23 protein-coding genes are annotated in these 24,792 nt (G+C 63.7%); 6 read left to right on the forward strand and 17 right to left on the reverse strand.

Translation table 11 applies throughout. The features are described 5' to 3' along the window. Positions 1 to 44 precede the first annotated feature (44 nt). Complete coding sequence (locus tag C2L64_RS26375; protein ID WP_007589768.1) at positions 45 to 353, reverse strand: DUF4148 domain-containing protein; 309 nt, start codon at positions 351 to 353, stop codon at positions 45 to 47. Between the two features lie 108 nt (positions 354 to 461). Further along, positions 462 to 740: a hypothetical protein gene (locus C2L64_RS26380; protein ID WP_007589764.1), complete on the reverse strand. Its 279-nt coding sequence runs from the start codon at positions 738 to 740 to the stop codon at positions 462 to 464. Positions 741 to 1,062: 322 nt separating this feature from the next. On the opposite strand from C2L64_RS26380, the gene C2L64_RS26385 reads away from it, so the two are divergent. From C2L64_RS26385 to C2L64_RS26395, 3 genes are all read left to right on the forward strand, one after another. Beyond that, complete coding sequence (locus tag C2L64_RS26385) at positions 1,063 to 1,248, forward strand: DUF3563 family protein (protein ID WP_007743850.1); 186 nt, start codon at positions 1,063 to 1,065, stop codon at positions 1,246 to 1,248. 42 nt (positions 1,249 to 1,290) lie between these two features. Continuing rightward, positions 1,291 to 1,746: a tellurite resistance TerB family protein gene (locus C2L64_RS26390; RefSeq protein WP_007589762.1), complete on the forward strand. Its 456-nt coding sequence runs from the start codon at positions 1,291 to 1,293 to the stop codon at positions 1,744 to 1,746. A 282-nt stretch (positions 1,747 to 2,028) separates the two neighbouring features. Next, on the forward strand, positions 2,029 to 2,988 hold the full coding sequence (locus C2L64_RS26395; protein ID WP_086910507.1) for a TauD/TfdA dioxygenase family protein: 960 nt from the start codon (positions 2,029 to 2,031) through the stop codon (positions 2,986 to 2,988). Positions 2,989 to 3,022: 34 nt separating this feature from the next. On the opposite strand, the gene C2L64_RS26400 is transcribed toward C2L64_RS26395, so the two are convergent. From C2L64_RS26400 to C2L64_RS26425, 6 genes are all read right to left on the reverse strand, one after another. Continuing rightward, entirely contained in the window at positions 3,023 to 4,156 is a 1,134-nt protein-coding gene (locus C2L64_RS26400; protein ID WP_007589760.1) for a J domain-containing protein, read from the reverse strand. A gap of 168 nt (positions 4,157 to 4,324) precedes the next feature. After that, positions 4,325 to 5,323: an O-fucosyltransferase family protein gene (locus C2L64_RS26405; protein WP_007589758.1), complete on the reverse strand. Its 999-nt coding sequence runs from the start codon at positions 5,321 to 5,323 to the stop codon at positions 4,325 to 4,327. Between the two features lie 297 nt (positions 5,324 to 5,620). Then, the gene (locus C2L64_RS26410; RefSeq protein ID WP_007589755.1) at positions 5,621 to 7,171 is read right to left on the reverse strand and encodes a methyl-accepting chemotaxis protein; all 1,551 of its coding nucleotides are present in this window, start codon (positions 7,169 to 7,171) and stop codon (positions 5,621 to 5,623) included. 192 nt (positions 7,172 to 7,363) lie between these two features. Next, positions 7,364 to 7,576 (reverse strand): hypothetical protein, encoded by a 213-nt coding sequence (locus tag C2L64_RS26415; RefSeq protein ID WP_007589754.1) that lies wholly within the window; start codon positions 7,574 to 7,576, stop codon positions 7,364 to 7,366. A 173-nt stretch (positions 7,577 to 7,749) separates the two neighbouring features. Then, the gene (pstS, locus tag C2L64_RS26420) at positions 7,750 to 8,781 is read right to left on the reverse strand and encodes a phosphate ABC transporter substrate-binding protein PstS (RefSeq protein WP_007589753.1); all 1,032 of its coding nucleotides are present in this window, start codon (positions 8,779 to 8,781) and stop codon (positions 7,750 to 7,752) included. A gap of 409 nt (positions 8,782 to 9,190) precedes the next feature. Continuing rightward, positions 9,191 to 10,666, reverse strand: coding sequence for an aminotransferase-like domain-containing protein (locus tag C2L64_RS26425; RefSeq protein WP_007589752.1), 1,476 nt, complete (start codon positions 10,664 to 10,666; stop codon positions 9,191 to 9,193). A 216-nt stretch (positions 10,667 to 10,882) separates the two neighbouring features. Here C2L64_RS26425 and C2L64_RS26430 point away from each other — a divergent pair, with 216 nt between their 5' ends. After that, on the forward strand, positions 10,883 to 11,224 hold the full coding sequence (locus C2L64_RS26430; RefSeq protein ID WP_007589751.1) for a hypothetical protein: 342 nt from the start codon (positions 10,883 to 10,885) through the stop codon (positions 11,222 to 11,224). A gap of 38 nt (positions 11,225 to 11,262) precedes the next feature. On the opposite strand, the gene dinB is transcribed toward C2L64_RS26430, so the two are convergent. From dinB to C2L64_RS54205, 7 genes are all read right to left on the reverse strand, one after another. Beyond that, positions 11,263 to 12,417, reverse strand: coding sequence for a DNA polymerase IV (gene dinB / locus C2L64_RS26435; protein ID WP_007589750.1), 1,155 nt, complete (start codon positions 12,415 to 12,417; stop codon positions 11,263 to 11,265). Positions 12,418 to 12,582: 165 nt separating this feature from the next. Then, entirely contained in the window at positions 12,583 to 12,888 is a 306-nt protein-coding gene (locus C2L64_RS26440; RefSeq protein WP_007589749.1) for a hypothetical protein, read from the reverse strand. Further along, complete coding sequence (locus C2L64_RS26445) at positions 12,885 to 13,154, reverse strand: hypothetical protein (RefSeq protein ID WP_007589748.1); 270 nt, start codon at positions 13,152 to 13,154, stop codon at positions 12,885 to 12,887. Before C2L64_RS26445 ends, C2L64_RS26440 begins: the two co-directional genes overlap by 4 nt. A 467-nt stretch (positions 13,155 to 13,621) precedes the next feature. Next, positions 13,622 to 14,806, reverse strand: coding sequence for a porin (locus C2L64_RS26450; protein WP_007589747.1), 1,185 nt, complete (start codon positions 14,804 to 14,806; stop codon positions 13,622 to 13,624). 110 nt (positions 14,807 to 14,916) lie between these two features. After that, positions 14,917 to 17,358: a glycoside hydrolase family 31 protein gene (locus tag C2L64_RS26455; RefSeq protein WP_007589742.1), complete on the reverse strand. Its 2,442-nt coding sequence runs from the start codon at positions 17,356 to 17,358 to the stop codon at positions 14,917 to 14,919. 23 nt (positions 17,359 to 17,381) lie between these two features. Then, positions 17,382 to 18,677, reverse strand: a complete 1,296-nt coding sequence (locus tag C2L64_RS26460) for an MFS transporter (RefSeq protein WP_039901724.1) — start codon at positions 18,675 to 18,677, stop codon at positions 17,382 to 17,384. Positions 18,678 to 19,381: 704 nt separating this feature from the next. Continuing rightward, complete coding sequence (locus tag C2L64_RS54205) at positions 19,382 to 19,552, reverse strand: hypothetical protein (RefSeq protein ID WP_007589740.1); 171 nt, start codon at positions 19,550 to 19,552, stop codon at positions 19,382 to 19,384. A gap of 275 nt (positions 19,553 to 19,827) precedes the next feature. Between C2L64_RS54205 and C2L64_RS26465 the strand changes: the two genes are divergently transcribed. Next, positions 19,828 to 20,586 (forward strand): glutathione S-transferase family protein, encoded by a 759-nt coding sequence (locus C2L64_RS26465; protein ID WP_007589739.1) that lies wholly within the window; start codon positions 19,828 to 19,830, stop codon positions 20,584 to 20,586. A 128-nt stretch (positions 20,587 to 20,714) separates the two neighbouring features. Further along, positions 20,715 to 21,353 carry a LysE family translocator gene (locus C2L64_RS26470; protein WP_007589738.1) on the forward strand — a complete coding sequence of 213 codons (639 nt, stop codon included), beginning with the start codon at positions 20,715 to 20,717 and terminating at the stop codon, positions 21,351 to 21,353. 24 nt (positions 21,354 to 21,377) lie between these two features. On the opposite strand, the gene C2L64_RS26475 is transcribed toward C2L64_RS26470, so the two are convergent. Together C2L64_RS26475 and C2L64_RS26480 are read right to left on the reverse strand one after the other, a co-directional pair. Further along, on the reverse strand, positions 21,378 to 22,367 hold the full coding sequence (locus tag C2L64_RS26475; RefSeq protein ID WP_007589737.1) for an endo alpha-1,4 polygalactosaminidase: 990 nt from the start codon (positions 22,365 to 22,367) through the stop codon (positions 21,378 to 21,380). A gap of 83 nt (positions 22,368 to 22,450) precedes the next feature. Continuing rightward, positions 22,451 to 24,769 (reverse strand): putative bifunctional diguanylate cyclase/phosphodiesterase, encoded by a 2,319-nt coding sequence (locus tag C2L64_RS26480; RefSeq protein WP_086910509.1) that lies wholly within the window; start codon positions 24,767 to 24,769, stop codon positions 22,451 to 22,453. Positions 24,770 to 24,792: the final 23 nt, after the last annotated feature.

The following is a 24,792-nucleotide window of genomic DNA, read 5'->3' on the forward strand; positions in this document are numbered from 1 at the left end:
CGCCCGCGGTTTAAATCGATCGGATTGCCGGGTTTGGCGGCCCTTCAATGTCCGACGTAAATCGACTTCATCCCGACATCATATTGAGGATGGAAGGCCGCTCCGCCTTGCGATGCGCCGTCCGCGACGCCGCCATATCCGTCCGCGTGCTGCGCGTCGAGACGCGCCTGCGCAGCTTCGAGGTTCGCTGGATAGTGCGCCTTGTCGCCAATCGGGTTGTAGCCCGCGCTTTCCAGCTGTGTGAGTTGCGCCTCGACTTCGGCGCGCGAGATGGGCGCCGTGGTTTGCGCAAACGAGGCGATGGGCAGTGCAAGCAACACGGCGACTGCAGCGGTCTGAATCAGCGTTTTCATGATGTTTCCCTCCGGGTTATTGGCTCGATGAGCCTTGCGATGAAGTTCATCGTAGAGATCGAAAATTAGAAATAAATGAGCGCCCGTTCCGGCGCGCTCCTCGCGTGCCTAGCGCCAGTAGCCATAGCCGTAATAGCCGCGGTATCCATAGTGCGGATGCCCCCAGTAGCCGACTACGACGGGCGGCGCGTACACAGGCGGAGGCGGCGCGTAGTACACGGGCGGCGGCACATACACAGGGTACGGCGCGACCGAGACGACGGGCATGACGGGGACGACAGGCGCAACCGGTCCAATCCCGACGCCGACGAACACGTGTGCCTGCGCGGCGCTCACAAGTCCCAAGCCGAGCAATGCGGCGACTGCAATGTGGCGAATCCCTTTCATGTTGTTCTCCTGGACATTCGATGGCGTATCAGTGATGCATCGGTTGATTCGCATTCTGTGCGCCGATAGTGAGCAAAGAATTAGCCTCCAGATCACGCTCGAAAATCGTTATGGCACACCGTGACATAACGGTTAATCGCATGCCCGGCGCACTCATTTCCCGCTAATTCATCGCGCCTACGATTCATCCCGTCGATGCAGCGCCATGGTCGAAAGCGACGAAACGGCAAGCAGCACAAAGCCCGCGCATCGCAGTCACGCAGCCGTGCGAATCCCATTTTCGCCAGCGCGTTTCCTTATCGCACTACTGAAGGAGCACATCATGTTCAACCAGCTCACACACCGTCTTGGCACGCTGTTCACGTCCTCGCGCGACAGCGAACGCGAAGCGTGGCTCGCATCGTCGACCGATCTCGCCGATCTCGAACGCCGCCAGCGCATGCTCGACGACAGCAGCTATCCGTTTCACGTGAATTCGAACCTCGCGCCGCGCGACTGGATTGCGTGATGCACCCCGCAGCCAATCGAATCGAAGTAAAGGAGATCTGAAATGCGTCACTATCGAAGCGACAGTCCCGAGGCTGCGGCCCGCATCGTGGCCGCCTGCCTGCTGTCGGACGGACACGTCGGCGTCGACGAGCTCGAAGCACTGGAGCGTTACGGGATGGAAGCGCGGCTGAAGATGCACCGCGGACAACTGCTCGTCGTCATGCAGCAGATGTGCGAGGACCTGACGTCGACGGCCTATCTGAACTGGGGCGACACCTGCCGCCTCGACCCCGCCGTGATTTTCTGTCTCGCGCAGGACGTCAGGGACTGGCGGCTGCGCCGCGAAGTCATGGCGCTGTGCAACGAAGGCGCACACGCGGACGGACATCTGTCCGAAGGCGAAGCGGCGTTCATTCAACTGTTGCGCGCGGCGTGGCAGATGCCCGAAGCGTACGACGTGCACGACACGCGGAGTTTGCGCCGCAAACTGAAGCTCGTACCGATTCAGCCGGGCTGAACGCCCATCACTTTCTCTCAACCCACTGCGCTTTCCCGCCGACGCATCATGTGCCGAGGCGGGAAAGCGCTTCACGCATGGGTTCAACAGATACCCTGACGATGCCGTCGAGCGGTGTATCCCGCTGTATCCAATTCCAGCCGCTAGCCTGTGTGTCGCTCGCATAGCACGAATCCGCCTATCGATAGCGCAATCCGCCTGGACACCTTCGCACGAAATGTCAGTTCTCTTTGCGCGAGCGCGCTGCTTGAATGAACGTTCCCACTTACACGGAGACGTCAGATGTCGAATACGCAAGCGGGTTTCGCCCCATCGAACGCAGGCACGATCGTCACGCAAGCCGCGCACGCTGCACCTGAAACGCTCGATCTGCGCCGCGTCGCCGGCCGTATCGGCGCGGAGATTCGAGGTGTCAGGCTGTCCGGCTCGATCGACGCGCAGACCTTCGATGCGATCCACGCCGCGCTGCTGAAGCACAAGGTGGTGTTCTTTCGCGGCCAGCAGCATCTCGACGACACGGAGCAGGAAGCGTTCGCGCGGCGCTTCGGCCAGACCGTCGCGCATCCGACCGTGCCGTCCGTCGATGGCAGCCATCATCTGCTCGAACTCAATTCGCAGCATGGCGGACGCGCGAACTCATGGCATACGGACGTCACCTTCGTCGACGCGTATCCGAAGATCTCGATCCTGCGGGCAGTCGTGATTCCGCCGTATGGCGGCGACACGGTCTGGGCCAACACGGCGGCCGCTTACGAAAACCTGCCCGAACCGCTGCGCCGTCTTGCCGACACGCTCTGGGCGCTGCATACGAACGCCTACGACTACGCGTCGTCGCACGTGAACGCCGACACCGAGCAGCTCAAGCGCTACCGCGAAGTGTTCACGTCGACGGTCTACGAGACCGAGCATCCCGTGGTGCGCGTGCACCCGGAAACGGGCGAACGCTCGCTAGTGCTAGGTCATTTCGTGCAGCGTCTGAAGGGACTGTCGGCGGGCGACTCGACGCATCTGCTGCAGACCTTCCACGATCACGTCACGCGGCTCGAGAACACGGTGCGCTGGAACTGGACGCAAGGCGATGTCGCGATCTGGGACAACCGCGCGACGCAGCACTACGCGATCAATGATTACGGCGACGCGCATCGCGTCGTGCGCCGCGCGACAGTGCACGGCGATGTGCCCGTGAGCATCGACGGGCGGCAGAGCGTGGTGCTGCGGGGTGCAGGCGCGACGCTGCAGTGAGCGGCGCGGCGCGCTTGCCGGCTGCCTGCAAAGGCTAGAAGTCGCCGCGGCCGATCGTCGTCGGCTGCACGGTGCCGCCCGGCAACGCATATAGCGTGATGCTCACGTTGGTCGCGTCGACGCTGTTGCCGGCGGCCTGTTCGTTGACTTCGAAACCTTGCGACTTGTACAGGCCGCCGTCGTCGAGATTCTGATAGCGGACGTCGTACGCGCCCGGTGCGACGCCGATCAGCGTGAAAGTCTGCCCAGCGGGAACGAAGAAATGGCGAACCGGCTGGTCGAATACCGACGCGTTATAGACGAGCTTGCCGAACACGTCGAAGCGGTTGACGGAGTTGTCGACCGTCACCGAGGAATGCCCGCCCGCCGCGCCGACGGGCATGCCGTCGAGATACGACGCCGTCGACGGCCACGGCAGGCCGTTCGGCGCGAGCGTGGGCCTCACGAACAGCGCATGCGAGGCTGAAGCGCTGCTCGTGACGGACCCGTCGCTGGTCCACGGCGAGGTCGCTGCCTGCGCCGACGACATCGCCGCAAGCCCGCGCCGTTTGCCATCCGACGGCGAGGCGTCGTCGGAGTCGGCTTGACTGCGCGTACCGTATGGCGAACCATAGGACGAGCCATGCGAAGACGTGTTGCGCGTGAACGGCCACGGCGTCGTCGATTCCGAAATCGCGACGTAGCCGAAGAATGCGCAGACGCCGATCACCGTCCAGCTTCGCAGCGAAATCTTGCGCAGTGAGAAACCGGACGCCGCGCGCGGTTTTCGCTTCGCGGCGCGCGGATCGACATGTGCATGCGACGTCCATGCGCTCGAATGGGTCTGCGAACGCGGCGGGACCTCGCGCCGGGTCTGGGTGGCGGCCGCCTGCCAGTTCGTCCGCTGGGACGCCGACGCCGACTGACGCGGCGGCGGTTGCGGCGCAGCCGCTTCGGCCGCTTCGCGTTCTTTACGCGCGAGCCATTCGTCGTGCTCCTTGCGTTGCACGGGGTCGCTCAGAACCGCATAAGACGCGTTGATGATCTTCATCACCCGCTCGGCATCGGGATCGTCGATCCGCCGGTCAGGATGATATTTCTGACTCAAAGTCTTGTAGGCCGCGCGGATCACCTCTTGAGGTGCGTCCCGCGAGACTTTCAGATTGTCGTAGTGGCTGTGAATCTTCACGCCCTTCCCCGATTGCCGTGCTGGTCTTTTGTGATGATTCTACGCGAGCGCCGACGCGCCGGCCGCTCGCGAACGCGGCCGGAAGCCGGCTTTTCTATCGCCGTTGTGGGCCAGGCCGCATTTCGCGCAGCGCCCGGCCGTATTGCGTTGCGGCATGCGCCGCGCCGTTCAGGCCGTTTTCTGGTCCTGCATCCGGACGTCCGCTTCTGCCGTCGTTTCGCGGCACTCTTGCTGCTCGTTCCAGATCTGGCTGTCCGGGAACCAGAACGCGCCTTCGCGCGGCGGCACGGCGAGTTTAACCGGTAGCGACAGATTGAACATTTTCGACCAGGCGGACAGATACGACGGCGTCTTCACCAGATACCCGCAACTCGCGAGCAGAAGACTCGCGACCAGCGCCTCGCGTCCGATCGCCAGTCCCGGATGACCGCTGAAGTGCACGGGTGTGCCGCCCGTTGCGAGCAGCTTCGCGGGCGCGACGCTGACGGGCACGGGAAAGTCCCATTTGACGAAGTAATCGAGGAACGCCTGCTCGTCGCTCGAGACGAAAATGTTTGTCAGTTGCGGCTCTTCGGCGAGTGTCGTCTCGACGAGACGGCAGAACGCTTCCCACGCGATGGTATGCGCTTCGGCCTTCTTGTCGGTGCCGCGAAAATGCACGCCGAGCGTCGACGCCCCGATGCCGAGCCGCTTGCGGATCGCGTCCACTTCGTAGCGGATCGGCGCAGAGGGCTGGTAGTGCGAGCGGAACAGCGCGCTGGCGTGCCGCAGATCGAGCCTCGGCTCATACCGGCGACGAAACCCGAGCCCGCCGAGATCTCTCACGACCGACGTGCGCACCCGCACGCTCGACGAGGGCAGCGGCACCGCGCCAATGGTGTCGAAGTATTCGGAGAACCAGTCGACCTTGCCTTCGGCGTCGCCGTAAATCCCGCCGCGCGCGGAAATGAGCGGCGTGAGGCGCTTTTCCTCGCAATACATCAGGATGAATAGCACCATCTGCATCACCGAAAAGAAGCCGGAGTGCGCGCGAATCTCGATCGCAAAGTAGCCGCGGTTCAATCGTTGTTGCGCGTGCAACGTGATGCGGCCCGGCGTGCTGATCGAATGTTTGAAGCCTTCGCTGCGTCGGATGTGTCTCGCGATGTCGATCAACTTGTTCAACATGCCACGTCCCTCTCATGCGCCGGGCAGCCCTTCCCGGCAAGCCGTCTGTGTTCGAAGAAATCAGGCACGTTGCGGCGTGGTGCGCGACGGGAGCGAGGCGTCCATCATGCAAGCAGGTCCTGCCGCGCCTCGTTCCTCATAGCTATCGGGCCGCTTGCCCGATGCAATATCAGCCAGCAAATAGACGTGTTGCGTCACGCGCCATCTTATCGGGCATGAACGCGATGGTCGAGCGTCGCAAAATAGACTGTGTGCGAAGTCATACACTCGGCGCTTCGCGCTGCTAATCGTATGAAGTTATCGGGCTGCGGGATGGCCTATATCGGTTGTCGTGAACACCGCGACGGCTTCGCGCAGCGAGCGCGCCTGCTCCGCCATCGACTGCGCGGCCGCCGACGCCTGCTCGACGAGCGCCGCGTTCTGCTGCGTGACTTCGTCCATCTGCGTGACGGCGAGATTGACCTGCTCGATGCCCGTGCTCTGTTCGTTCGACGCCGCCGAAATCTCCGCGATGATGTTCGTTACCTGCTGCACGGAATCGACGATCTCGCCGATGATGCCGCCTGCGTCCCGCACCAGGTCCGCACCCGCCGCAACGCGCGTCGACGACTGCTCGATCAGCGCCTTGACTTCCTTCGCGGCCGTCGCGCTGCGCTGCGCGAGCGCGCGCACTTCGCCTGCGACGACGGCGAAGCCGCGTCCCTGTTCGCCCGCGCGCGCCGCTTCGACAGCCGCGTTCAGCGCGAGAATGTTCGTCTGGAACGCGATGCCTTCGATTACCGCGATGATCTCGCCGACCTTCGACGAGCTTTCCGAAATCCCCGCCATCGTGTCGACGACGCGCCGCATCACATCGCCGCCGTGCGTCGCCGTGCCCGATGCTTTCTCCGCCAGCGACGCCGCGTGGCTCGCATTGCCCGCGTTCTGCCGCACGGTGCCCGTCAGCTCTTCCATGCTTGCCGCCGTTTCTTCGAGCGACGCCGCCTGCTCCTCGGTGCGCGCCGACAGGCTCAGATTGCCCGCCGCGATTTCCGAACTGGCCGTCGCGACGCCGTCCGCGTTGCGGCGCACCTTGCTCACCACCTTCGCGAGGCTCGCCTGCATGTCGGCGAGCGCGTTCAGCAGTGCGCCGATTTCGTCGCTGCCGTGTTGCTCGATGCGAGTCGTCAGATTGCCCTGCGCGACGCCGCGCGCGACTTCCACGGCGCGCGTCAACGGCGACGTGATCGAACGGCTGAAGAGGAACGCGCCACACAAACCGGCTACGAACGCCACCAGCATCAGCACGAGGCTGATCGCGGCGGCGCGGCGCGCGTCGTCGTCGGCTTGTGCCGACATCGCCGCCGTGTTCGTCGCGATCTGCTGGACCGCCTCGCCGAGCAGGCGCGCGGGCTCACGGTCGACGCCGGCGACCGCCTTGTCGCCCGCCGTCGGCTCGAAGCCGGCCGCCTTGAACGCTTCGAGGCCCCTTCGATAGCCGCCGCCCATGTCGACGTGCGCGGCCGCGAACTGCTCGACGAGCGTGCGGGCACCCGCATCGTCGAGCGACGCGAGCAGTTCTTTTGTCTGCGAATCGACGATCCGCTCCTGCGCCTCGAACGCGGCCCAGCCCTTGTCGAACTTTGCCGGGTCCTTGCCGCGCAGCAGGATGTCCTTCCACTCCTGCACCTGGAGCTTGAAATTGACGAGGATGTTCGCGGCCATCCGCTCGTTCGCGACATGCACGCGCACGAGGTCGTTGTATTCGTCGATCGAGCGGTGCATCGAATAGAGGCCATACATCGCGCCCGCGAACATCAGGAACAGCGCAGCGGCGAAAGCGAGAGGAAGCTTGAATGTGAGTTTCATGAACGATGAGGAGAGGACGCGCCGCCGTCGAGGGATGACGGTTGCTCCGCCTGTTACGGCCTGTTCATCGTCTTTTGAACCCTGCCCCAATATTTGGGAAGAAATTTCCGCTGATATCGTTTTCAGCGGGAAGCGACTGCCTGGTGCGCCTGCGCGTCGAGTGCAGGCGGCACCGGAAAGCGGGCTGCGAGATCAACCTTTCATGTCGACCCAGATGCGGCCCCAGGCGGTTGCGTACCTGAGCGCCTGCTCGCCGTCGTAGAAGTAGTCTAGTGCGTTGAAGATGCGGGCCGGCAGACCCGGCCTTTCGATGATCAGATCGGCCGCGTGCAGGCCATCGTCGCGAATTGCGGCGCTGGCTTGCAGACGATAGCCACGGTGTGTGGTCAGCATGGGAATAGTCATGGGTGCGTCTCTGGCTTCAATCGGGATAGCTGGCGCTACGCGCGGCCGACGCCGTGCTTCACGCCCGTCCCGATTGCTCTCAGGCCAGGATTCGCATTATCGCGATGCCCCGTTACTGTTCAATGACGGCCGGCGTTCTCGCGCACTGGCCCGTTTTTATGCGTTTAATCTGATCAATCGGCGATCGGCTTGCCCGAAGCATCCTTGACCTTCGCCTTCCATTGCGTGCGGATTTGCGACACGACGCCATCCGGCAGCGGAATGTAGTCGAGTTCCTGCGCGGTCTGGGTGCCGTTCTTGAACGCCCAGTCGAAGAACTTGAGCGTTTCCTTACCGCGATCCGGCTTGTCCTGCGACACATGCACGAGCACGAACGTCGCGCCGACCACAGGCCATGCATCCTTGCCCGGCTCGTTGGTGAGGATCTGATAGAACGACTTCGACCAGTCCGCACCCGCTGCCGCCGCCTTGAAGCTGTCCGTCTTCGGCTCGACGACGGTGCCCGCCGCGTTCTTCAGCGACGTGTATGTCATCTTGTTCTGCTTCGCGTACGCCCATTCGACGTAGCCGATCGCGCCCGGCAGCCGCTGCACGAACGCCGCGACGCCGTCGTTGCCCTTGCCGCCCGTGCCTGTCGGCCAGTTGACGGTCGTGCCTTCGCCGACCTTGCTCTTCCACTCCGGGTTCACCTGCGCCAGATAGTGCGTCCAGATGAAGCTCGTGCCCGAGCCGTCCGCGCGGCGCACGACGGCGATGTCGGTATCGGGCAGCTTCACGCCGGGATTGAGCGCGGCGATGGCCGGGTCGTTCCACTTCTTGATCTTGCCGAGAAAGATGTCGCCGAGCACCGGGCCGGAGAGCACCAGCGCGCCCGGCTTGAGGCCCGGCAGATTGACGACGGGCACCACGCCGCCGACCACGGTCGGAAACTGGAACAGGCCGTCTTTCGCGAGCTCGTCGTCCTTGAGCGGCGCGTCCGAGCCGGCGAAGTCGACTGTCTTGGCGAGCACCTGTTTGATGCCGCCCGACGAGCCGATGCCCTGGTAGTTGATACGGCCGCCGCCCGTCTTCTGGTACGCGTCGGCCCATTTGGTGTAGATCGGGGCCGCGAAGGTGCTGCCTGCGCCCGTGACGTCGGTTGCGTGCGCGAAGGAACAGGACAGCGCGCCGATCAGGCTGGCGGCTGCAAACAGAGCGATTTTCATGGTTTGCCTCCGTGTCGACAGGAGTTGGCGCTTTAGCGCCTTACTCCTGTCCCATGCCGTGTCGGCCGGAGTTGGCGCTTTAGCGCCTACACCGGCCCCACGGCGAGTCGACAGGCGTTAGCGCTTTAGTGCTTACGCATGTCCCATGCACGACAGTGCGGTCGACGGGCGTTAGCGCTTTAGCGCTTACGCCCGTCTCATGCACGAAAGTGCAGTCGAGCAGAGTCCGCGCCTTGGCGCCTGACTCGGACCCACGCAAGTGAGTTGCTGAAAGCTTTGTATGGGGTGCGTTTCGAAATTAGTCGCGCTTCATGACAATGCGGTGACGGATGCAGCAGTCTTCAGAAAGCAGATTGCCCAGACAAATCCGCGCACGCCCGAGGCCCGAGCTCGCCGCCCCTCCCGGCCGTCAACCGATTTCCCCCGCGAGACGTCCGAGTTGACGAAGCGCCGCGTCCATCCGTTCATCGAACGGCCCTGGACAACTGAGTCGGATGAACGATCGGAAGCGCTCCGAGTTCGAAAAGATCGAACCGGGCGCGATCCGGATACCGTGCGGCAACGCGGCTTCAAAAAGCGCATCCGACGACTTGCCGTCCGGCAATTCGACCCACAGCAGCAGCCCACCAGGCGGCAAGCTCAGCCGCGTGCCAACGGGAAAATATCGGCCAATCGCATCGGCGCTCGCCTCGCGCTGCACGCGCAGCTTCTCGCGCAACCGGCGCAGATGCCGGTCATACGCGCCCGAGCCGATGAACTCCGCCGCGACGAACTGCGCCAGCGACTCATTGTTCCGCGTTTGCGCGAATTTCAACAGCCGCACGCGCGCATGCCAGCGCCCCGACGACATCCAGCCGAGCCGCATGCCCGGCGCGAGCACCTTGTTCAACGACGCGCAGTAGATCACGCCGCCGTCGCGGTCCCAGGCCTTCAGCGGCCGCGCGGGTTCCGTCGATTCGATCAGCTCGCGATAAGGCTCGTCCTCGATCAGCGCGATGCCACGGCGCGCGCACAACTGCACGAGTTCGGCCTTGCGCGCGTCCGGCATCACGCAACCGAGCGGATTCTGCAGGCTCGGCACGACGACGAGCGCCTTGATGTCCGGGCACGCGGTCAACGCGATGTCGAGCGCTTCGAGCGACAGACCCGTTGTCGGGCTGGTCGGTATTTCGAGCGCGCGCAGCCCGAGACTTTCGAGTATCTGCAACAGCCCAAAAAACGCCGGCGATTCGACGGCAATCGTATCGCCCGGTTGCGCGACCGCGCGCAACGCCAGGTTCACGGCTTCGACGCCGCCGCTGGTCACGAGCACATCGTCGGGCGAGGCCGTGACGCCCGTCGACAACGCACGCTTCGCGACGGCCTGTCTCAGCTCCGCCGCGCCGCCGTCTTCGCCGACTTCCGTCAGCAGCGTCGGCCGATGGCGCAGGATGCGCGAGGCGAGCGCCTGCAACCGCTCAGTCGGATAAAGCACGGCATCGCCCGTCGCGCCGCCGAGATTGAGCGCATCCGGAAACGCCTGGGCCCGCTCGATCACGCGCGAGATGCGTTCGTGCAAGCCGACGTAGCGCGCCGGCTCGGCAAGCGCTGGAATGTCCGGCTCAGCGACGGTCGCCAGTTTCGAGGCAGGTGCACGCCGCACGAAGTAACCCGCTCGCGGCCGCGCCTGCAGCCAGCCGCCGTCTTCGAGGCGACGAAACACCTGAATCGCCGTCGACAGACTCACGTGGTGCTGGCTCATCAACGCGCGCACCGACGGCATCCGGTCGCCGGGCGAAAGCGTGCCCGACGCGATCACCCGGCGATAGTGCTCGGCGAGGCGTTCGTAGAGCGGCGCGCCCGTATCGGGCGGCGCGAGAAGGGGTTCGTCGTTCAGCAAGATCATCCTTCGGATCGTGCCTGCTACTTGGATAGATCGCCAGATACAGACCGTGGCAATTCGGACGGAAACAGAGTAACAAAAGAGGTCCCTGTATCGGTACAGATTCTAAACGTGTGAGTCTGTTGCGGTCCGATGACTCTCTTTACGCTTTCGACATGTGGTCCGTCGATTCTGATATCGCCGGGTCGATTTGTTGACTGCTTTCGGACTGAGTTCTCGATGAAACCCTTCGAATACCGATACGCCCCCGGCCAGATTCACGCCGCCTGGTTCAAATGCGGCTGCGCGATCGTCGCGCTGGAAGGCACGCTGCAGGTGAGCTACCGCGATGCATCATTGGATTGGCTGCTTGGCGACGCACCCAAAGTGTCGGTCGTCCTTTGCGAAGGCGAGCGCCATGTGCTGCCGTATGAAGCGTTCGTCGAAGTCCTCGCAACCGGGCAGCGTGACGCGATCGCGCAGATCGACGCTGGTCCGCGCGGACGGTCGATGGTCGCGACGATCGGGCGATGGCTCGTTTCGATTGGCCGCTTGAACGGTGCGCTGTTTCGGCGAATCTGAAGCTGTGGCGTTGGGGATGCCCGCGCTGGTGTCGTAGCTCAAGCCGTGAATGGCAGTTCCGCTTGTATGGGCAGCGGCGGCGCCTGCTCGCTCGCCAGCGAGAGCCCGCTCACGCGCACGCCGAGCAGTCGCAGTTTGCGTGTCAGCGCGACGCGTTTCAGGCACTCGGTTGCGGCGCGCCGGATCGCCGCCGCGTCCGACGTCGCGGCGGGAATGGTCAGATCGCGCGTGACAGTGGAAAAGTCGTCGAAGCGCAACTTGATGCCGATCGTGTGTCCGACGTAGCCCTTGCGCTGCAGGTCTTCCGCGACACGCACGCACAGGCGCGTGAACGACTCCGACAGCGCGGGCCGGTCATGGCGCGGATGCAGGTCGCGTTCGAACGTCGTCTCGCGGCTCATCGACTTCGGCTCGGATTCGACGACGACAGGACGCTCATCGCTGCCCTGCGCGACGTGCGTGAGCCACGTTGCGTACTTGAGGCCGAAGTTGGCCTGCAGCAGATCCGGCGCCGCATGCGCCAGATCGCCGACCGTATTGATACCGAGCGCGGCCAGCCGATCGCTCGCCTTCGGTCCGATGCCGTTGATCTTTCGCGCAGCGAGCGGCCAGATGCGCGTGGGAATATCTTCTGGCGTCAGAATGGTGAGGCCGTCCGGCTTGTCCAGTTCGGAGCCGATCTTCGCGAGCAGTTTGTTCGGTGCAACGCAAATCGAACACGTCAGGCCCGTTGCGCTATGCACGGCGCGCTTGATGCGCGAGCCGATGTCGGCGGCATCACCCGGCACGTCCGTGAGGTCGATATAGATTTCGTCGATGCCGCGATCTTCGATACGCGTCGTGAACTTCGCCACTTCCGCCTTGAAGAGACGCGAGTAATGACGGTAGGAATCGAAGTCGGTCGGCAGCAGGATCGCGTCCGGCGCGAGTTGCGCGGCCTTCATCATGCCCATTGCCGAGAACACGCCGAATGCGCGTGCCTCGTAGGTCGAGGTCGTGACGACCCCGCGGCCCGCGTAGTCCTTCAGCTTCGCAAAACGGCGCGTGCCGTCAGACAAGGTCTCCGGTATCGCGTTGCGACCGCCGCCGATCACGACCGGCTTGCCACGCAACTCCGGATAGCGCAGCAACTCGACGGATGCGTAGAACGCGTCCATGTCGAGATGCGCGATACGGCGGACGATGACACTCATGTTGCGTGATGCGGTTTGCGAGGGAGGACTGTGGTTGGGGCACGCGACGCCAAATTATTCTGCCGGTGCCGCCCGCTTAAGCCACAGCGGGTAAGGACACGCAGTTTAGCAAGTTGCCCGCGCGGCGCGGCTTGGATTGACTCACCCGCCACCTTCCCGCATCGGTCAAACGCGAAACACGTTGCCATCCGGACCGATCTTGCGCGGAATGCTCCGGTTGCCGGGCCGCTTTGTCGCCACCACCGACGAAGCGCCGTGATCCGCCTGTACGTTGCCCGGTTCGGTAACCTTCCTCGCAAGCCGTGGCGCCGCCGGCTTTTGCGCATGCGGACGCAGCGGCTTTTGCACGGCCGGGGCGGCAGAATGGCCACGCGCTTCCGGCGGATTCCAGAATTCGACGTACTTTTCCGCGTGCGCCGCAGAAGTCAAAGCCAGCGCAATCAGCCCGACGCACAGACGACCTGCCTTCATCGCTCACTCTCCTTGGCTGGAACTTCCTGACGGGCTTCGCTTGCCGGGGCGTGCGCAGGATCGTGCGCGAAAGCGTCTGTCACTGCCGGGCGCGCCGTACCGACTGACCGGCCATTCTCGCATGCATAGAACGTCGGCTCCCCCGCCTTGCCGCGCCGGATCGCCTCGTCGATTTCCCACTCGCCGAACGCCGACTTCAGGTCCGCGACAAACGCCGCGATCTCCGGCATCGGATGACCGGCGGGTTGATGCACACGCATTTCCATGACGCACGCTCCTCTTGAATCGCACGCCGATACTGTATATTCATACAGGTTTTTGTGCAATTGGTATGAAGGGGTGTTGCGTGAATCGCTGAGACACGGAATTACCGGGAACTGGGCAGGTCGAGTGAATGGCCGCGAGTTCCGGGCACAATGCGGCCCGGTTGTTCTTCGTCATCGTTGTCGATCCTATGTGCCCGGGCGAGCCGGCATGCGCGTCAAATGCGTCTGATGATACCAGGCGTCAGGTGCGCCTTCTCCGATGGCGAAATGAAATGCTGCAGCCCGTCGCCCGGATAGACGTGACCGTCCTTGACGCTGTCGAACGTGGGATTGAACCGTACGCATCCCTTCGCGCGTGTCCAAACAGCGGGACAAGGAAACGCCGGGCCGTCGCAATGTCGCGACGGCCCGGCGTCAAGTCGTGATGAATCGCGGCAAATCGCTTGCCGCGTTCAATGACGACGTGGTCAGAACGAGTGGCGAATGCCCACCATGCCAACGAACTGCGACGGTCCCGACGACGGCGTCGTATTCTGCGAATCCCCAACCACAGCCACTGCGTCCGCGATCGTCACGCCCGAACCCGACGCGATCAGCGACTTGCCGCGCGCCAGTTGATACGCCTCGAGCGCGTAGAACGTGGTGCGCTTCGACAGGCTGTAGGTCTGCTCCAGCGAAATCTGGTGATACTGCGCCGGATCGTCGATACCGTTCGCCTTGCTGGCGCGCGTGTAGCTATAGCCGATCCCCGCGATCACCGACGGCGTGAACCGGTAAGTCGCGATCGCGCCGTACGTGTTGAACACCGCCTCGCTCGCGAACAGCGAGCGCGAACCCGGCGCGTACTGCACGTTCGAGTAATTTACGCCGACCATCAGGTCGCTGATGTTGTAGCGGGCGGCCGCAGCGATCATCTGCGTGCTACTGGCGCTCGCGTAGCCGTTGTTGACGGGTGAGTTGATCGCGAAGCTGCCGAGCGACTGGCTCGTCGTGATGTCCTTCAGCTTCACGTAGCCTGCCGCGGCCGAGAACGACTGGTAGTCATAACGCAGCGCCGCGCTCAGATTGCTGCCGTTCGTCACGCTGCCCGGCACGCCGCCAAGCCCGTACTGCGCGGCGAATGTAAGACCCGCGATATTCGGCGATGCATAAGTAATCGAGTTGTTGAAACGCAGCGTCGTGTCGAGCGCGTCGAGATCGCCCGGGTGCGCGCCCGTAGCGCCCGTCAGCACGCCCGTCGGGCCGAGCGCGCCGACCATGTTGAAGTAAGGCGTGTACTGGCGGCCGAGCGTCACCGTGCCGTACTTGTCGTTGCTCAGGCCGACGTACGCCTGCCGGTTGAAGAGGTTGCCCGCGCTGCTTTGCGCGCCCGTCAATGAATTGAAGCCGCTTTCCAGCCGAAAGATCGCCTTCGTGCCGCCGCCCAGTTCCTCTGCGCCTAGCAGGCCGAATTTGCTCGCCTGCAGGTTGCCCTGGCTCATATAGAAGTTCGAATGGCCGCGCTGATTGCTGACGTAGCTGAATGCGTTATCGACGACGCCGTACAACGTGACGCTGCTTTGCGCGAAAACGCATGTCGACAGTACCGCACCCGCGAGCGGCAGGCATGAGAGGGCCATTGCACGCTTGCGCGTGCATTTCAAAGTCTTCATTGCTTGTAGTCTCCTTGCGACGGAGCAGGCGCTTCAACGCCCTGCTCTCGTCCCATGCAACATGGTGGTGGATTGGAAACGCGAACTGTTGCTCGTGTCGTGTGTTGAATTTATGGATGCGCGAGGCGCAGCGTCAGACGGCGCCAGCCGTTCACGACTTCATCGCTGGTCACTTCGCCGTTCGTGCAGATGGCGGCGCGGGTCTCGGATGAAGGCACGCTGAGTTGCACATCGTGTTGCTCGAACGGCATCTGCCCTTCACGGTCGATAGCGATACGCAGCGTGGTTGCGTCGCTTGCGATTGCGACATTCCAGCGCCCTTGCACGCCATCGCGCCACGCTTCCGTTTCACCGTCGTCTTCGACGCAACCGCCTTGCGCCGTGCCGGCTCCTTCGAATGGCAGCGCAATGAACGCGCGCTCGTCAGCGGGTTGCGCGAAGTGCTGCTCTGCGACGTTCAACGGAACGACACTGCCTTCGCGCAGCAGCATCACGGGTTGCTCGAACGGCGCCGGCAGCGTCACGCTCTGCCCGCCCTCGAACACCTCGCCGCTCCAGTACGACGCCCAGCGCGCGCCATCAGGCAGATACACTTCGCGCTCGCTCTGCCCTTGCTCCACCACAGGCGCAACGAGCAGCGACGAACCGAGCATCATGTTGTCGCCATCTGCGAGGCAGCGCGGATCGTTCGGAAACTCCGCGAACAGCGGCCGCAGTACAGGCTCGTACGAACGATGCGATTGCCACAGCAGTTCGTACAGGTACGGAATCAGCCGATACCGCAGCTTGATGAGGCCAGCGATCTGCGCAGTCGCTTCGGGATACATCCAGGGTTCGTTGACGGTGCCGTCGTCGTTCCACGAATGGATGCTGAAACGCGGCAGGAAAATACCGAACGCGACCCAGCGCAGCAGCAGTTCCGGCTCGGGCGCCGGACCGGAAAATCCGCCGATGTCATGACCACTGTTCGACACGCCCGACATCGCCAGGCCGAGGCCCATTTTCAGGTTGTAGCGCAGCGTTTCCCACGACGTGTAGTTGTCGCCGGACCACGTTTGCACATAGCGATGCATGCCGACTCCGCCCGAGCGCGACACGAGAAATGGCCGCGTGCGGGGCGCGTGCTCGCGCTGCGCGTCGCGTGATGCGCGCATCATCAACTGCGTCTGCAGCACCTTTGCCTGATGTGCCGGGAACGGCTCGCCGAAGCCTTGCGCGATGGCGTCGGGCGTCCAGATTTCGAACTCGTTGTTGTCGTTCCACGTCGATGCAATGCCGTAGCGCAGCAGACTGTCCTTCACGCGCGCTTTCCACCAGTCGATGGTGGCGGGATTGGTGAAGTCGAGATACGCGCCCACTTCGTCCCAGAACTGCACCCATGCGGGCTCGCCGTCGCGGGATTCGATGAGCAGACCCGCCTTCGCGGCTTCGTCGAATGCCGGGTGATCCTGCAACAGACACGGCTTGATGTTCGCGCACAGCTTCACGCCCTCGCGCAGATAGCCGTGCACGAAACCTTCGATGTCCGGAAATTTCTCGTGATTCCAGTTGAACACGTAACGCTTCGCGCCAATCGACGTGTAGCCCGACGACAGGTGAAACGAATCGCACAGCACGTCATGCTCGCGGCAGCGCTCGATGAATTCGCCCATCCTGTGTTGGGCGTCGGGCGCGTCGGTGTAGCTCATCGTCGAGCCGGAATAGCCGAGGCCCCACTTGGGCATCAACGCGGGCCGGCCCGTGAGCCAGGTGAAGCGACGCACCGCATGCAACGGCGTATCCGCCGACGCGATGAAGTAGTAGTCCAGATCGCCATGCTCGGCGACGAAATGACGGTAGTGGCCGTGATAGTTGTCCAGCTCGCGGCCCATGTCGAAGCGGCAGTCGGCGAGCGTGTCGTAGAACAGGCCGAAGCCCATCGAGGTTTGCGGCTGCCACGTCACATAGAACGGGATGTGCTTGTAGAGCGGGTCCGTGCTACGCGCGCTATAGCCCATCGCGTCGATGTTGCGCATCTCGTAGCTCTGGTTCGCGCGATCCAGCGTGCCGGCGCGCTCGCCGAGGCCCACATACATTTCGCCGCGCTGCCGCTCGACGTAGTGATAGACGCGCTCGTCCCACCAGCCGAAGTTGTACGCCTGTGTCTTGCGGTCGTTCATCACGTCGTGCCACGCGCCGTCGCGTGCGATAGCCCACGAACAGAAGCCGCCGTCCAGCGCGACCGTCAGACGGACCTGCGCGGTTTCGACGACGAGCCGGCCTGCGTCGCTCGTCGCACTGAACACCGTTTCGCCGAAGCCGCTCGTGTCGCGCCGGTCGCGGCCATCGAGCGGTACGTCTTCCAGACCCGGCGCAATCGACCAGGTGCGCGGTCCGCGAAGCTCGCCCGTCGGCAACACGAGCACGCGGATGATGTCGTCCGACAGAACGAACAGTTCGATCCGCGCGCCACTGGCGTCGGACAACACGATCGGATTGCCGGGTTGTCCGGCAGTCGGTTCGGAAAGCGGTTCGGAGACGGAAAACCGCGGTCGATTCTTCAACGTAGCCATGATGTATTTCCAGGTCAGTCAGTTCAGGCCGCGCTGCCCGCGCCGTTTTCGACGCGTTGCAGACGGGCGTCGCGCGACACGCCGCGCATCAGGATCACCAGCAGCGTCGCGCCGATCAGGTCGAACGCGCCGAGCGCGCCAAACAGCGGCGTGTAGCCGATCTTGTCGGCCAGCGCGCCCACCATCAGCGAAAATCCAAGCCCGCCGATCCACGCCGCCATGCCCGCAAAGCCCGCCGCGGTGCCGACTTCGCCGGGCTCGAACACGTCGGCGGCCAGTGTGTTGACGAGCGCGGAAATCATCTGGTGCGCGAAGCCGCCGACGCAGAAGAGCGCAATGGCTTCGTACGGCGAAGCAACCAGCCCGATGCACGCCGGACCGATCATCATGAATGCGCCCAGCACGACGCCCGCGATGCGCGACCAGATGAGCGGCACGCGCAGCCGCTTCATCAGGAACGGAGACAGATAACCGCCGAACAGACCGCCGAGATCCGCCGCGAGGAACGGCAGCCACGCGAACATCGCGATCTGCTTCAGGTCCATGTGGCGCTCAGTGGCGAGATAGAGCGGAATCCAGAAGCTGAAGGTCTGCCAGGCCGGCTCGGCGAAAAAGCGCGCCTGCGCGATCGCCCAGAAACGGCGCGTGCCGAGCACTTCGCGGATGCGGCGCTTGTCTTGGCCCTGCGCGGCGGGCGGCGTCTGCCCTTCGACGATGGCCGTGCGTTCTTTCTCGCTGATCCGCCTGTGGTCGGCCGGCGCGCGATAGAACACGTACCAGAGCGCCGCCCACACGAAACCCAGCGCGCCCGTCACGGCAAACGCACTCTGCCAGCCGTAGCGCAATGACAGAAACACGACGAGCGGCGGCGCGAACAGCGAGCCGAGCGACGTGCCCGCGTTGAAATAGCCGACAGCCACCGACTTCTCGCGATTCGGAAACCACTCGGCGACCACCTTCATGCCGGCAGGAATCGCGACGGCTTCCGACAAACCCATCAGGCCGCGCATTGCAGCGAGCGACAGCCAGCCGCTGGCGAGACCGTGCAGCATGCCCGTTGCCGACCACAGGCAGGCGAACAGCGCGAAGCCCAGACGCAGCCCGATCAGATCGATGATCAGCCCGCAGACCGGCTGCATGATCGTGTAGCCGATCTGGAACGCGCCGACGACGTACGAGTACTGCTGCGTGTTCATGTGCAGCAACGTCTTCAGCTCCGGCGCCATGACGCCGAGCGCGTTGCGCGACAGATAGTTGACGATGGTCCCGAGGCACACGAGCGCGATGATCCACCAGCGCAGGCCAATGATTGTTCTCAAGTCTGTCTCCATTTCCTTGTGCAGACCGGGCCCGAGGTTGCCCGGCGGTATCGCGGGTGGATGCGCGAATTCGAACATACACCAGCGTTTATCGTCGGTCATCGTATCACTGAAACGTCTGTAGGATACCAGGGAAAACCACGTAGTACGCGAGGCAGACAGGGCGAAAGGCCTGTCAGATGGCCGCTCTGCGCAATTTGCGGGCGGCTGTGTTGCGAAAGGACAAAAACGTGGATGGAACACGCATGATGTTCATTCGAACATCGGATTGTTCTCTTACGCGCCAAAAGGAAGATTGGAATACTGAGGAAGCTGCCCGCAGACAGGCCGAAAGGAGTCCAATCGTCCGTAGCGTCTCGTGAAATGGGAAAGAGGTCGAAGAAATAGCTGTGTGGCGAGAAAATTCTTTGAGATACGTCGTCGTACAAGTTAAGACGCGCACATATCGGCAAAAATTTCGCCAATACTTTCTTTTACCTTTCTTGTTTCTTTCGATTTAGACTGGCGCCACCACCCAGAACACTACGGAGCGCTATATGGGGAATTTAGGAGGTTTCATGCAAGGTGCGGTCGCATTGGGCGGCTGCATCGGACTGTTCACGACGGTCGTCTGTCTCGTCGAACTGTTCAGCGGCTAATCGCCAGATCAAGCGCTGGAGACCACATAGCGCCAAAGAGCCGTCGCAAACCGACGGCTCTTTTTTTCACTCATGCTCGACGGCTTGGGTTTCTTCCATCGTCGACGCCCTCACCCGCTCTGCGAAGCTTTGCAGCGCCGCCAGCGATCCATGCACACTGTGATATTCCTGTCGACCGATCCGTGCTTCAAGCACGACGGTCATGCCTGCTTGTCGCGCTACGTCCAGGATGTCCATTTCAATCTCCGCTATTCGTCCGAACTCTTGAATCGCCTGGCGCCCTCAAAAACCCGCGCGCCTTGATATCTATTCTATGAATCCATCGTCAAGCATCAATCGCATGCGCGGGGAATCTATGTTTGCGTGGCGACAACAATCCACGCATCGCGCTGGCACGAAAATCAGTGCACGCTGAACTGGCCGGATTCACCGCGCGCCCGCGAGCCTGTAGGATCCCGGGTGCCAGCCACGCGCGGCGCACGCAGCAGGACAACGGCGTATGAGAGGACGTCATGATCGTGTACAAGTTCGGCGACGGTTCCGGCGCGATGCCGCCCGATCTCAGTCCATTCGTCGTCAAGCTCGAAACGTGGCTGAGACTCTCGGGCATTCCGTACGAAGGACGCATCGGCAATCTCAACGCGATGCCGAAAAAGAAGCTGCCCGTCGCGGAGATCGACGGCGTGACGATCTGCGATTCGTCCGCGATCATTGCCTACCTGCAACGCCGTTATCCGAATGCGCTCAACGACGCGCGGCTCGATCCACAGCAACGCGCGCAATCGGCCGCGATCAAGGCGCTCTTCGAAACGCATCTGTATTTCGTGACCGTGTATTTCCGTTGGGCCGTCGAGCGCAACATGGGAATCTATAAACCGATTCTGACCGAATACGCGCGGCTCACCGCGCCGCCGTCCGTCCGGTCGCTGGTGGGCGCGCTCGCGCCGCTGCTGATGCCCGTAATTCGCCGCAAGGTGCTGCGCCAGGCGTGGGAGCAAGGCACAGGACGGCACAGCTACGACGAAGTCGCGCAGATGGGCATCGAAGGCTGGCAGGCCGTCGCCGATCTGCTCGGCGACCAGCGCTTCCTGCTCGGCGACGAGCCGACGACGATCGACGCAACCGGCTTCGCGTGGGTCCACACGACGGTCGCGCATCCGTTCGAAAGTCCGGTGCGCGATTTCGTCTCGCGGCATCCTGCCTTGATGGCGTATCACGAGCGGATCGCCGAACGCTGCTGGCCAGACCTGACGCGAGCGGCGCGACGCTGAATCCCCCGCATGCACTGTCATGAAACGTCAGTGCCGCTGGCCTGCCTCGCGAACCGCGAATTGTCTATTCCGCGCGACGCGCGCGCCGGTGACAATCTCCACTCGCCTCATTCTTCCGCGCCCATCCCATGACAAGCCTTCCGATCCTTTCCGCGAACGTCCTGTTCGCCTACTCCGCGTATTTCGTCGGCACGGCGAGTCCCGGGCCGAGCAATCTGGCCATCATGTCGATCGCGTCCACGGACGGGCGTAAGGCCGCGTTCGCGTTCGCCGCGGGCGTCGTGTGCGGCTCGTGCTTCTGGGCGATGCTGGCGGCGCTCGGGCTGTCGGCGGCGCTGCTGGCGTTCTCGGGAGCGATGGTCGGGCTGAAGATTTTCGGCGGCTGCTATCTGCTGTGGCTCGCGTTCAAGTCGGGCCGCGCGGCATTGCAGCCGCGTGCTGCCCGCACGCAAGCGGCGGGGACGCATCTGCCGTTGCGCCGCATCTACGCGCGCGGCTTGCTGCTGCATCTGACGAACCCGAAGGCGATTCTCGTGTGGATTTCGGTGGTGGCGCTCGCGTCGCCTGCAAACGGCGGCGCGCCGCACATGCTGACCATCGTCGCCGGATGCCTCGCGATCGGCATGCTGGTGTTCGGCAGCTATGCGGCGCTGTTCTCGACACCGCTCGCGCGCCGCGTGTACCTGTCGATTCGCCGCTGGCTCGACGGCGGCCTCGCGATCGTCTTCGGCCTGGCGGGTTTGAAGCTGTTGACGTCGCGCGCGTGATTGTTCAGACCGCGTGCGCGCCCATTATTTTTCCCAGTAACACACGACGCCCTGCTTCGCGCTGCTGTCCGACGCATACGGCACGAAACCTTTGGCACGGCTGCGCGCGAACACACGGCGCGCTTTCGCGGCCGCATCGCAACCGCCGACATAGTCGAGCGTCGCGATCCAGAACGCGTGTCCGTTTGGCCTGAGCGCCAACGCTTTCCACGCGCCCAGTTCCGCTTCCGCCGCAGCGTCGTACTTCGGCGCATACACCTCTTCGTGCGCGACGCCATCGAGCAGTGATGCGAACGCGATGCCGCCCGTCATGCCTTCGCGCGTCGTGCGGCCGGTGGCGTTCTGCATCACGAAGACGAGTGCCGGGTATTTCTCGCGCAGCTTGCGCACGAGATCGAGGCCGCCCTGCGCACACGCGGCGTCGCAAGGGCCGTTGCGCGTCGCCGTACCGTGCTCGACGATTTCGAGGTTGTCGAGGTAGAAGCCGTCCGCGCCCTGCGCGACCAGACGCGGCGCGACGTAATCGACGATAAGCCGCTGGTAATCGGCATTCGACAGATTCATCCACGTCTCCTGCCGGTAGCCGCGGTACGTGCCCGCGTGCGCCGCCTTGTTCGCCTTGCACGATACGAAGCCTTCCGGCACGTCGCGCCAGTACGAGCGATACGTCTCGCACGATCCGAGATTCAGGTAGCTCAGCACGATGTTGCCGCCGTCGTTCTTGAGCGCAGCGACTTCGGCGGGCGTGAAGTTGTCCGCGTCGGGATCGAGATCGACGTCGATGACACGAAAAGTCGACGCCGCGCGTGTCATGCTGCCTAGCGCCGCTGCATCGCCGTAGTACGACATCCACGGCGACGCGTCGAACGCGCGGGTCTGCACGAGGTCAATGGGTTGATCCGCAGACTGCGATGGCGGCGCAGCGACGCTTGCGCCAGCCAGCGACAACGCCAACGTCAACGCCGCAACCAGCCCGGCACAAAACCGCTGTGCGCCATCAAACGCGCACTTCAACTCTCCGTCCACGCATCGCTCGCAAGGGAAGAAACGAGCGCCAGTGTAACCGCCTCGCGTGAACGAACTGCAAGCAGCATCGATCAGTTGCCCGCCTGCAGCCGCTGCGCCTCGCGCGCGAACTCGCCCGGCACGACGGGCCGGCCGAACAGGTAGCCCTGCTGCCGCTCACAGCCGATCGAGCGCAGAAACGCCGCCTGCTCGCTCGTTTCGACGCCCTCCGCCGTCACGTTCATCCCGAGCGAATGCGCCATTGCAACGACGGCATGCGTGATCGCCACGGCATCGCGATGCTCGGGCAAGCCCGCGACGAACGAACGGTCGACCTTCAGGCTATGCAACGGAAAACGCTTCAGATACGACAGCGACGAATAGCCGGTGCCGAAATCGTCGACGGAAATGCGCACGCCCATGCGCGCGAGCGTCGTCAGGAGCGGCATGACGGTGTCGCTGTCGCTCATCAGCACGCCTTCCGTGATCTCCAGTTCGAGCGCCGACGCCGCCAGCCCCGCGCGCTCCAGACTCAGCGCCACATGCTCGATCAGCTCGCCGTTGATCTGACGCGGCGACAGGTTCACGGCCATCATCAGATGCGGCGTGATCGTTCTGCGCCATTCGACGGCCTGCAGGCACGCGTTCTCCAGCACCCAGCGGCCGATGTCGATGATGAGGCCGGTGTCTTCGGCGACGGGAATGAATTCCGCGGGCGACACATGGCCCAGCTCGCCGTTATGCCAGCGCAACAGCGCCTCGGCGCCGACGATGCGCCCCGTCGCCCCCTCGACGATCGGCTGATACGCGAGGCTCAGTTCGTCGGCGACGAGCGCGCGCCGCAGCGACTGTTCGATCGCGAAGCGCCGTTGCAAACGCTCGCTCAACTCGGCTGTGAAGAACTGGAAGTTGTTGCGGCCGCGCTGCTTCGCGTTGTACATCGCGGAGTCGGCGTTGCGCATCAGCGTCTGCGCGTCGCGTCCGTCGTTGGGAAACAGGCTGATGCCGATCGACGCGCCAAGGTAATACTCGTTGCCGCCGACCGCGAACGGCATCGCGATCGTATCGAGCACGCGCTGCGCGAGCGAAGTCAGGAACGATTCGTCGCCGTAGTCGCCCGTCGCGATCACGAACTCGTCGCCGCCGACGCGCGCGAGCGTGTCCTCGCTGCGCACGCAGGTCGCGAGCCGCGCGGCGACGCTGCATAACAGCGCATCGCCCGCTTCGTGGCCGGCGATGTCGTTGACTTTCTTGAAGCCGTCGAGATCGACGAACAGCACGGCCAGTCTCGTCACGGCGGGTTGAGACGCATCGGCTTCATGCCCTTCGACGCCCGCATGCGGCGCGAGCAGCGCGCTCATCCGGTCGGCGAGAAACGCGCGGTTGTAGAGCCCTGTCAGCGAATCGCGCGTCGCGAGGTGCTGCAGTTGCGCACGCGCCGAGCGCACCGCGCTGATGTCGTTGAACGATACGAGCACGGCGTTCGGTTCGGTCTCGCCCGGCCTGACGATGGGTACGACGTTCTCGGTGATCCAGATCGATTCGCCACACGTCAGCTCGAGCCGCAGCGTCATGCCGACCACGGGTTTGCCCGTGCGCAGCACGCGCTGCGTCGGCTGCTCGCCTGACTCGACGGGCGAGCCGTCTTCCCAGTACGCGGCGCGAATCACCTTGTAGATATCCTGGCCGATCACTTCGCCCGTCGCGCGCAGCATGCGCCGCGCGCTCGGATTGCAGGCGAGCACGATGCCTTCGCGCGTCTGCACGACGATGCCTTCGTTCAGATGATCGACGACGAGCCGGTGATGCTCCTCGCTTTCCGCGAGGCGCTTGCGCATCAGCTCCTGATGGACGGCAAGGCCTACGCTGTGGCCGATCTCGTGCAGCAAGGCGTGTTCATCTTCGTCCGGACGCCGGCGCCTGTCGTAGTAGACGCCGAACGCGCCCAGCACCTGACCCGCGTCGTCCTCGAACGGCACCGACCAGCAGGCGCGCAGCCCGAGCGGCAGCGCGAGATGCCGGTAGTCGGCCCATAGCGGATCGCTTTCGATGTCCTCGACGATCACCAGCCGCCGGTCGTGCATTGCCGTGCCGCAGGAACCGGCGCACGGGCCGATCGACATGCCGTCGATGGCCGCGCTGTAATGCGCCGGCAGCGACGGCGACGCGCCGACGCGCACGGTGACGCCATCGGTATCGAGCACAAGGATCGAGCACCGCGAGCCCTCGCCTAGCAGCGTTTCGGCGCGGCGGCACACTTCCGCCAGCAGCTCGGGCAACGGCGTGCTGCGCGTGAGCAGGCGCAATACGCTCTGCTCCGATGCCAGCACCTCGGCGGCCAGATCGGACCGGTGGCGAGTGCTTTCGGATGGCTTATCAGTCGCGATGTCTGCAGTCACTGGACGACTCATGGTTGCACTCCCTTCATGCAACA

The organism is Paraburkholderia hospita (assembly GCF_002902965.1).
Classification (GTDB): domain Bacteria; phylum Pseudomonadota; class Gammaproteobacteria; order Burkholderiales; family Burkholderiaceae; genus Paraburkholderia; species Paraburkholderia hospita.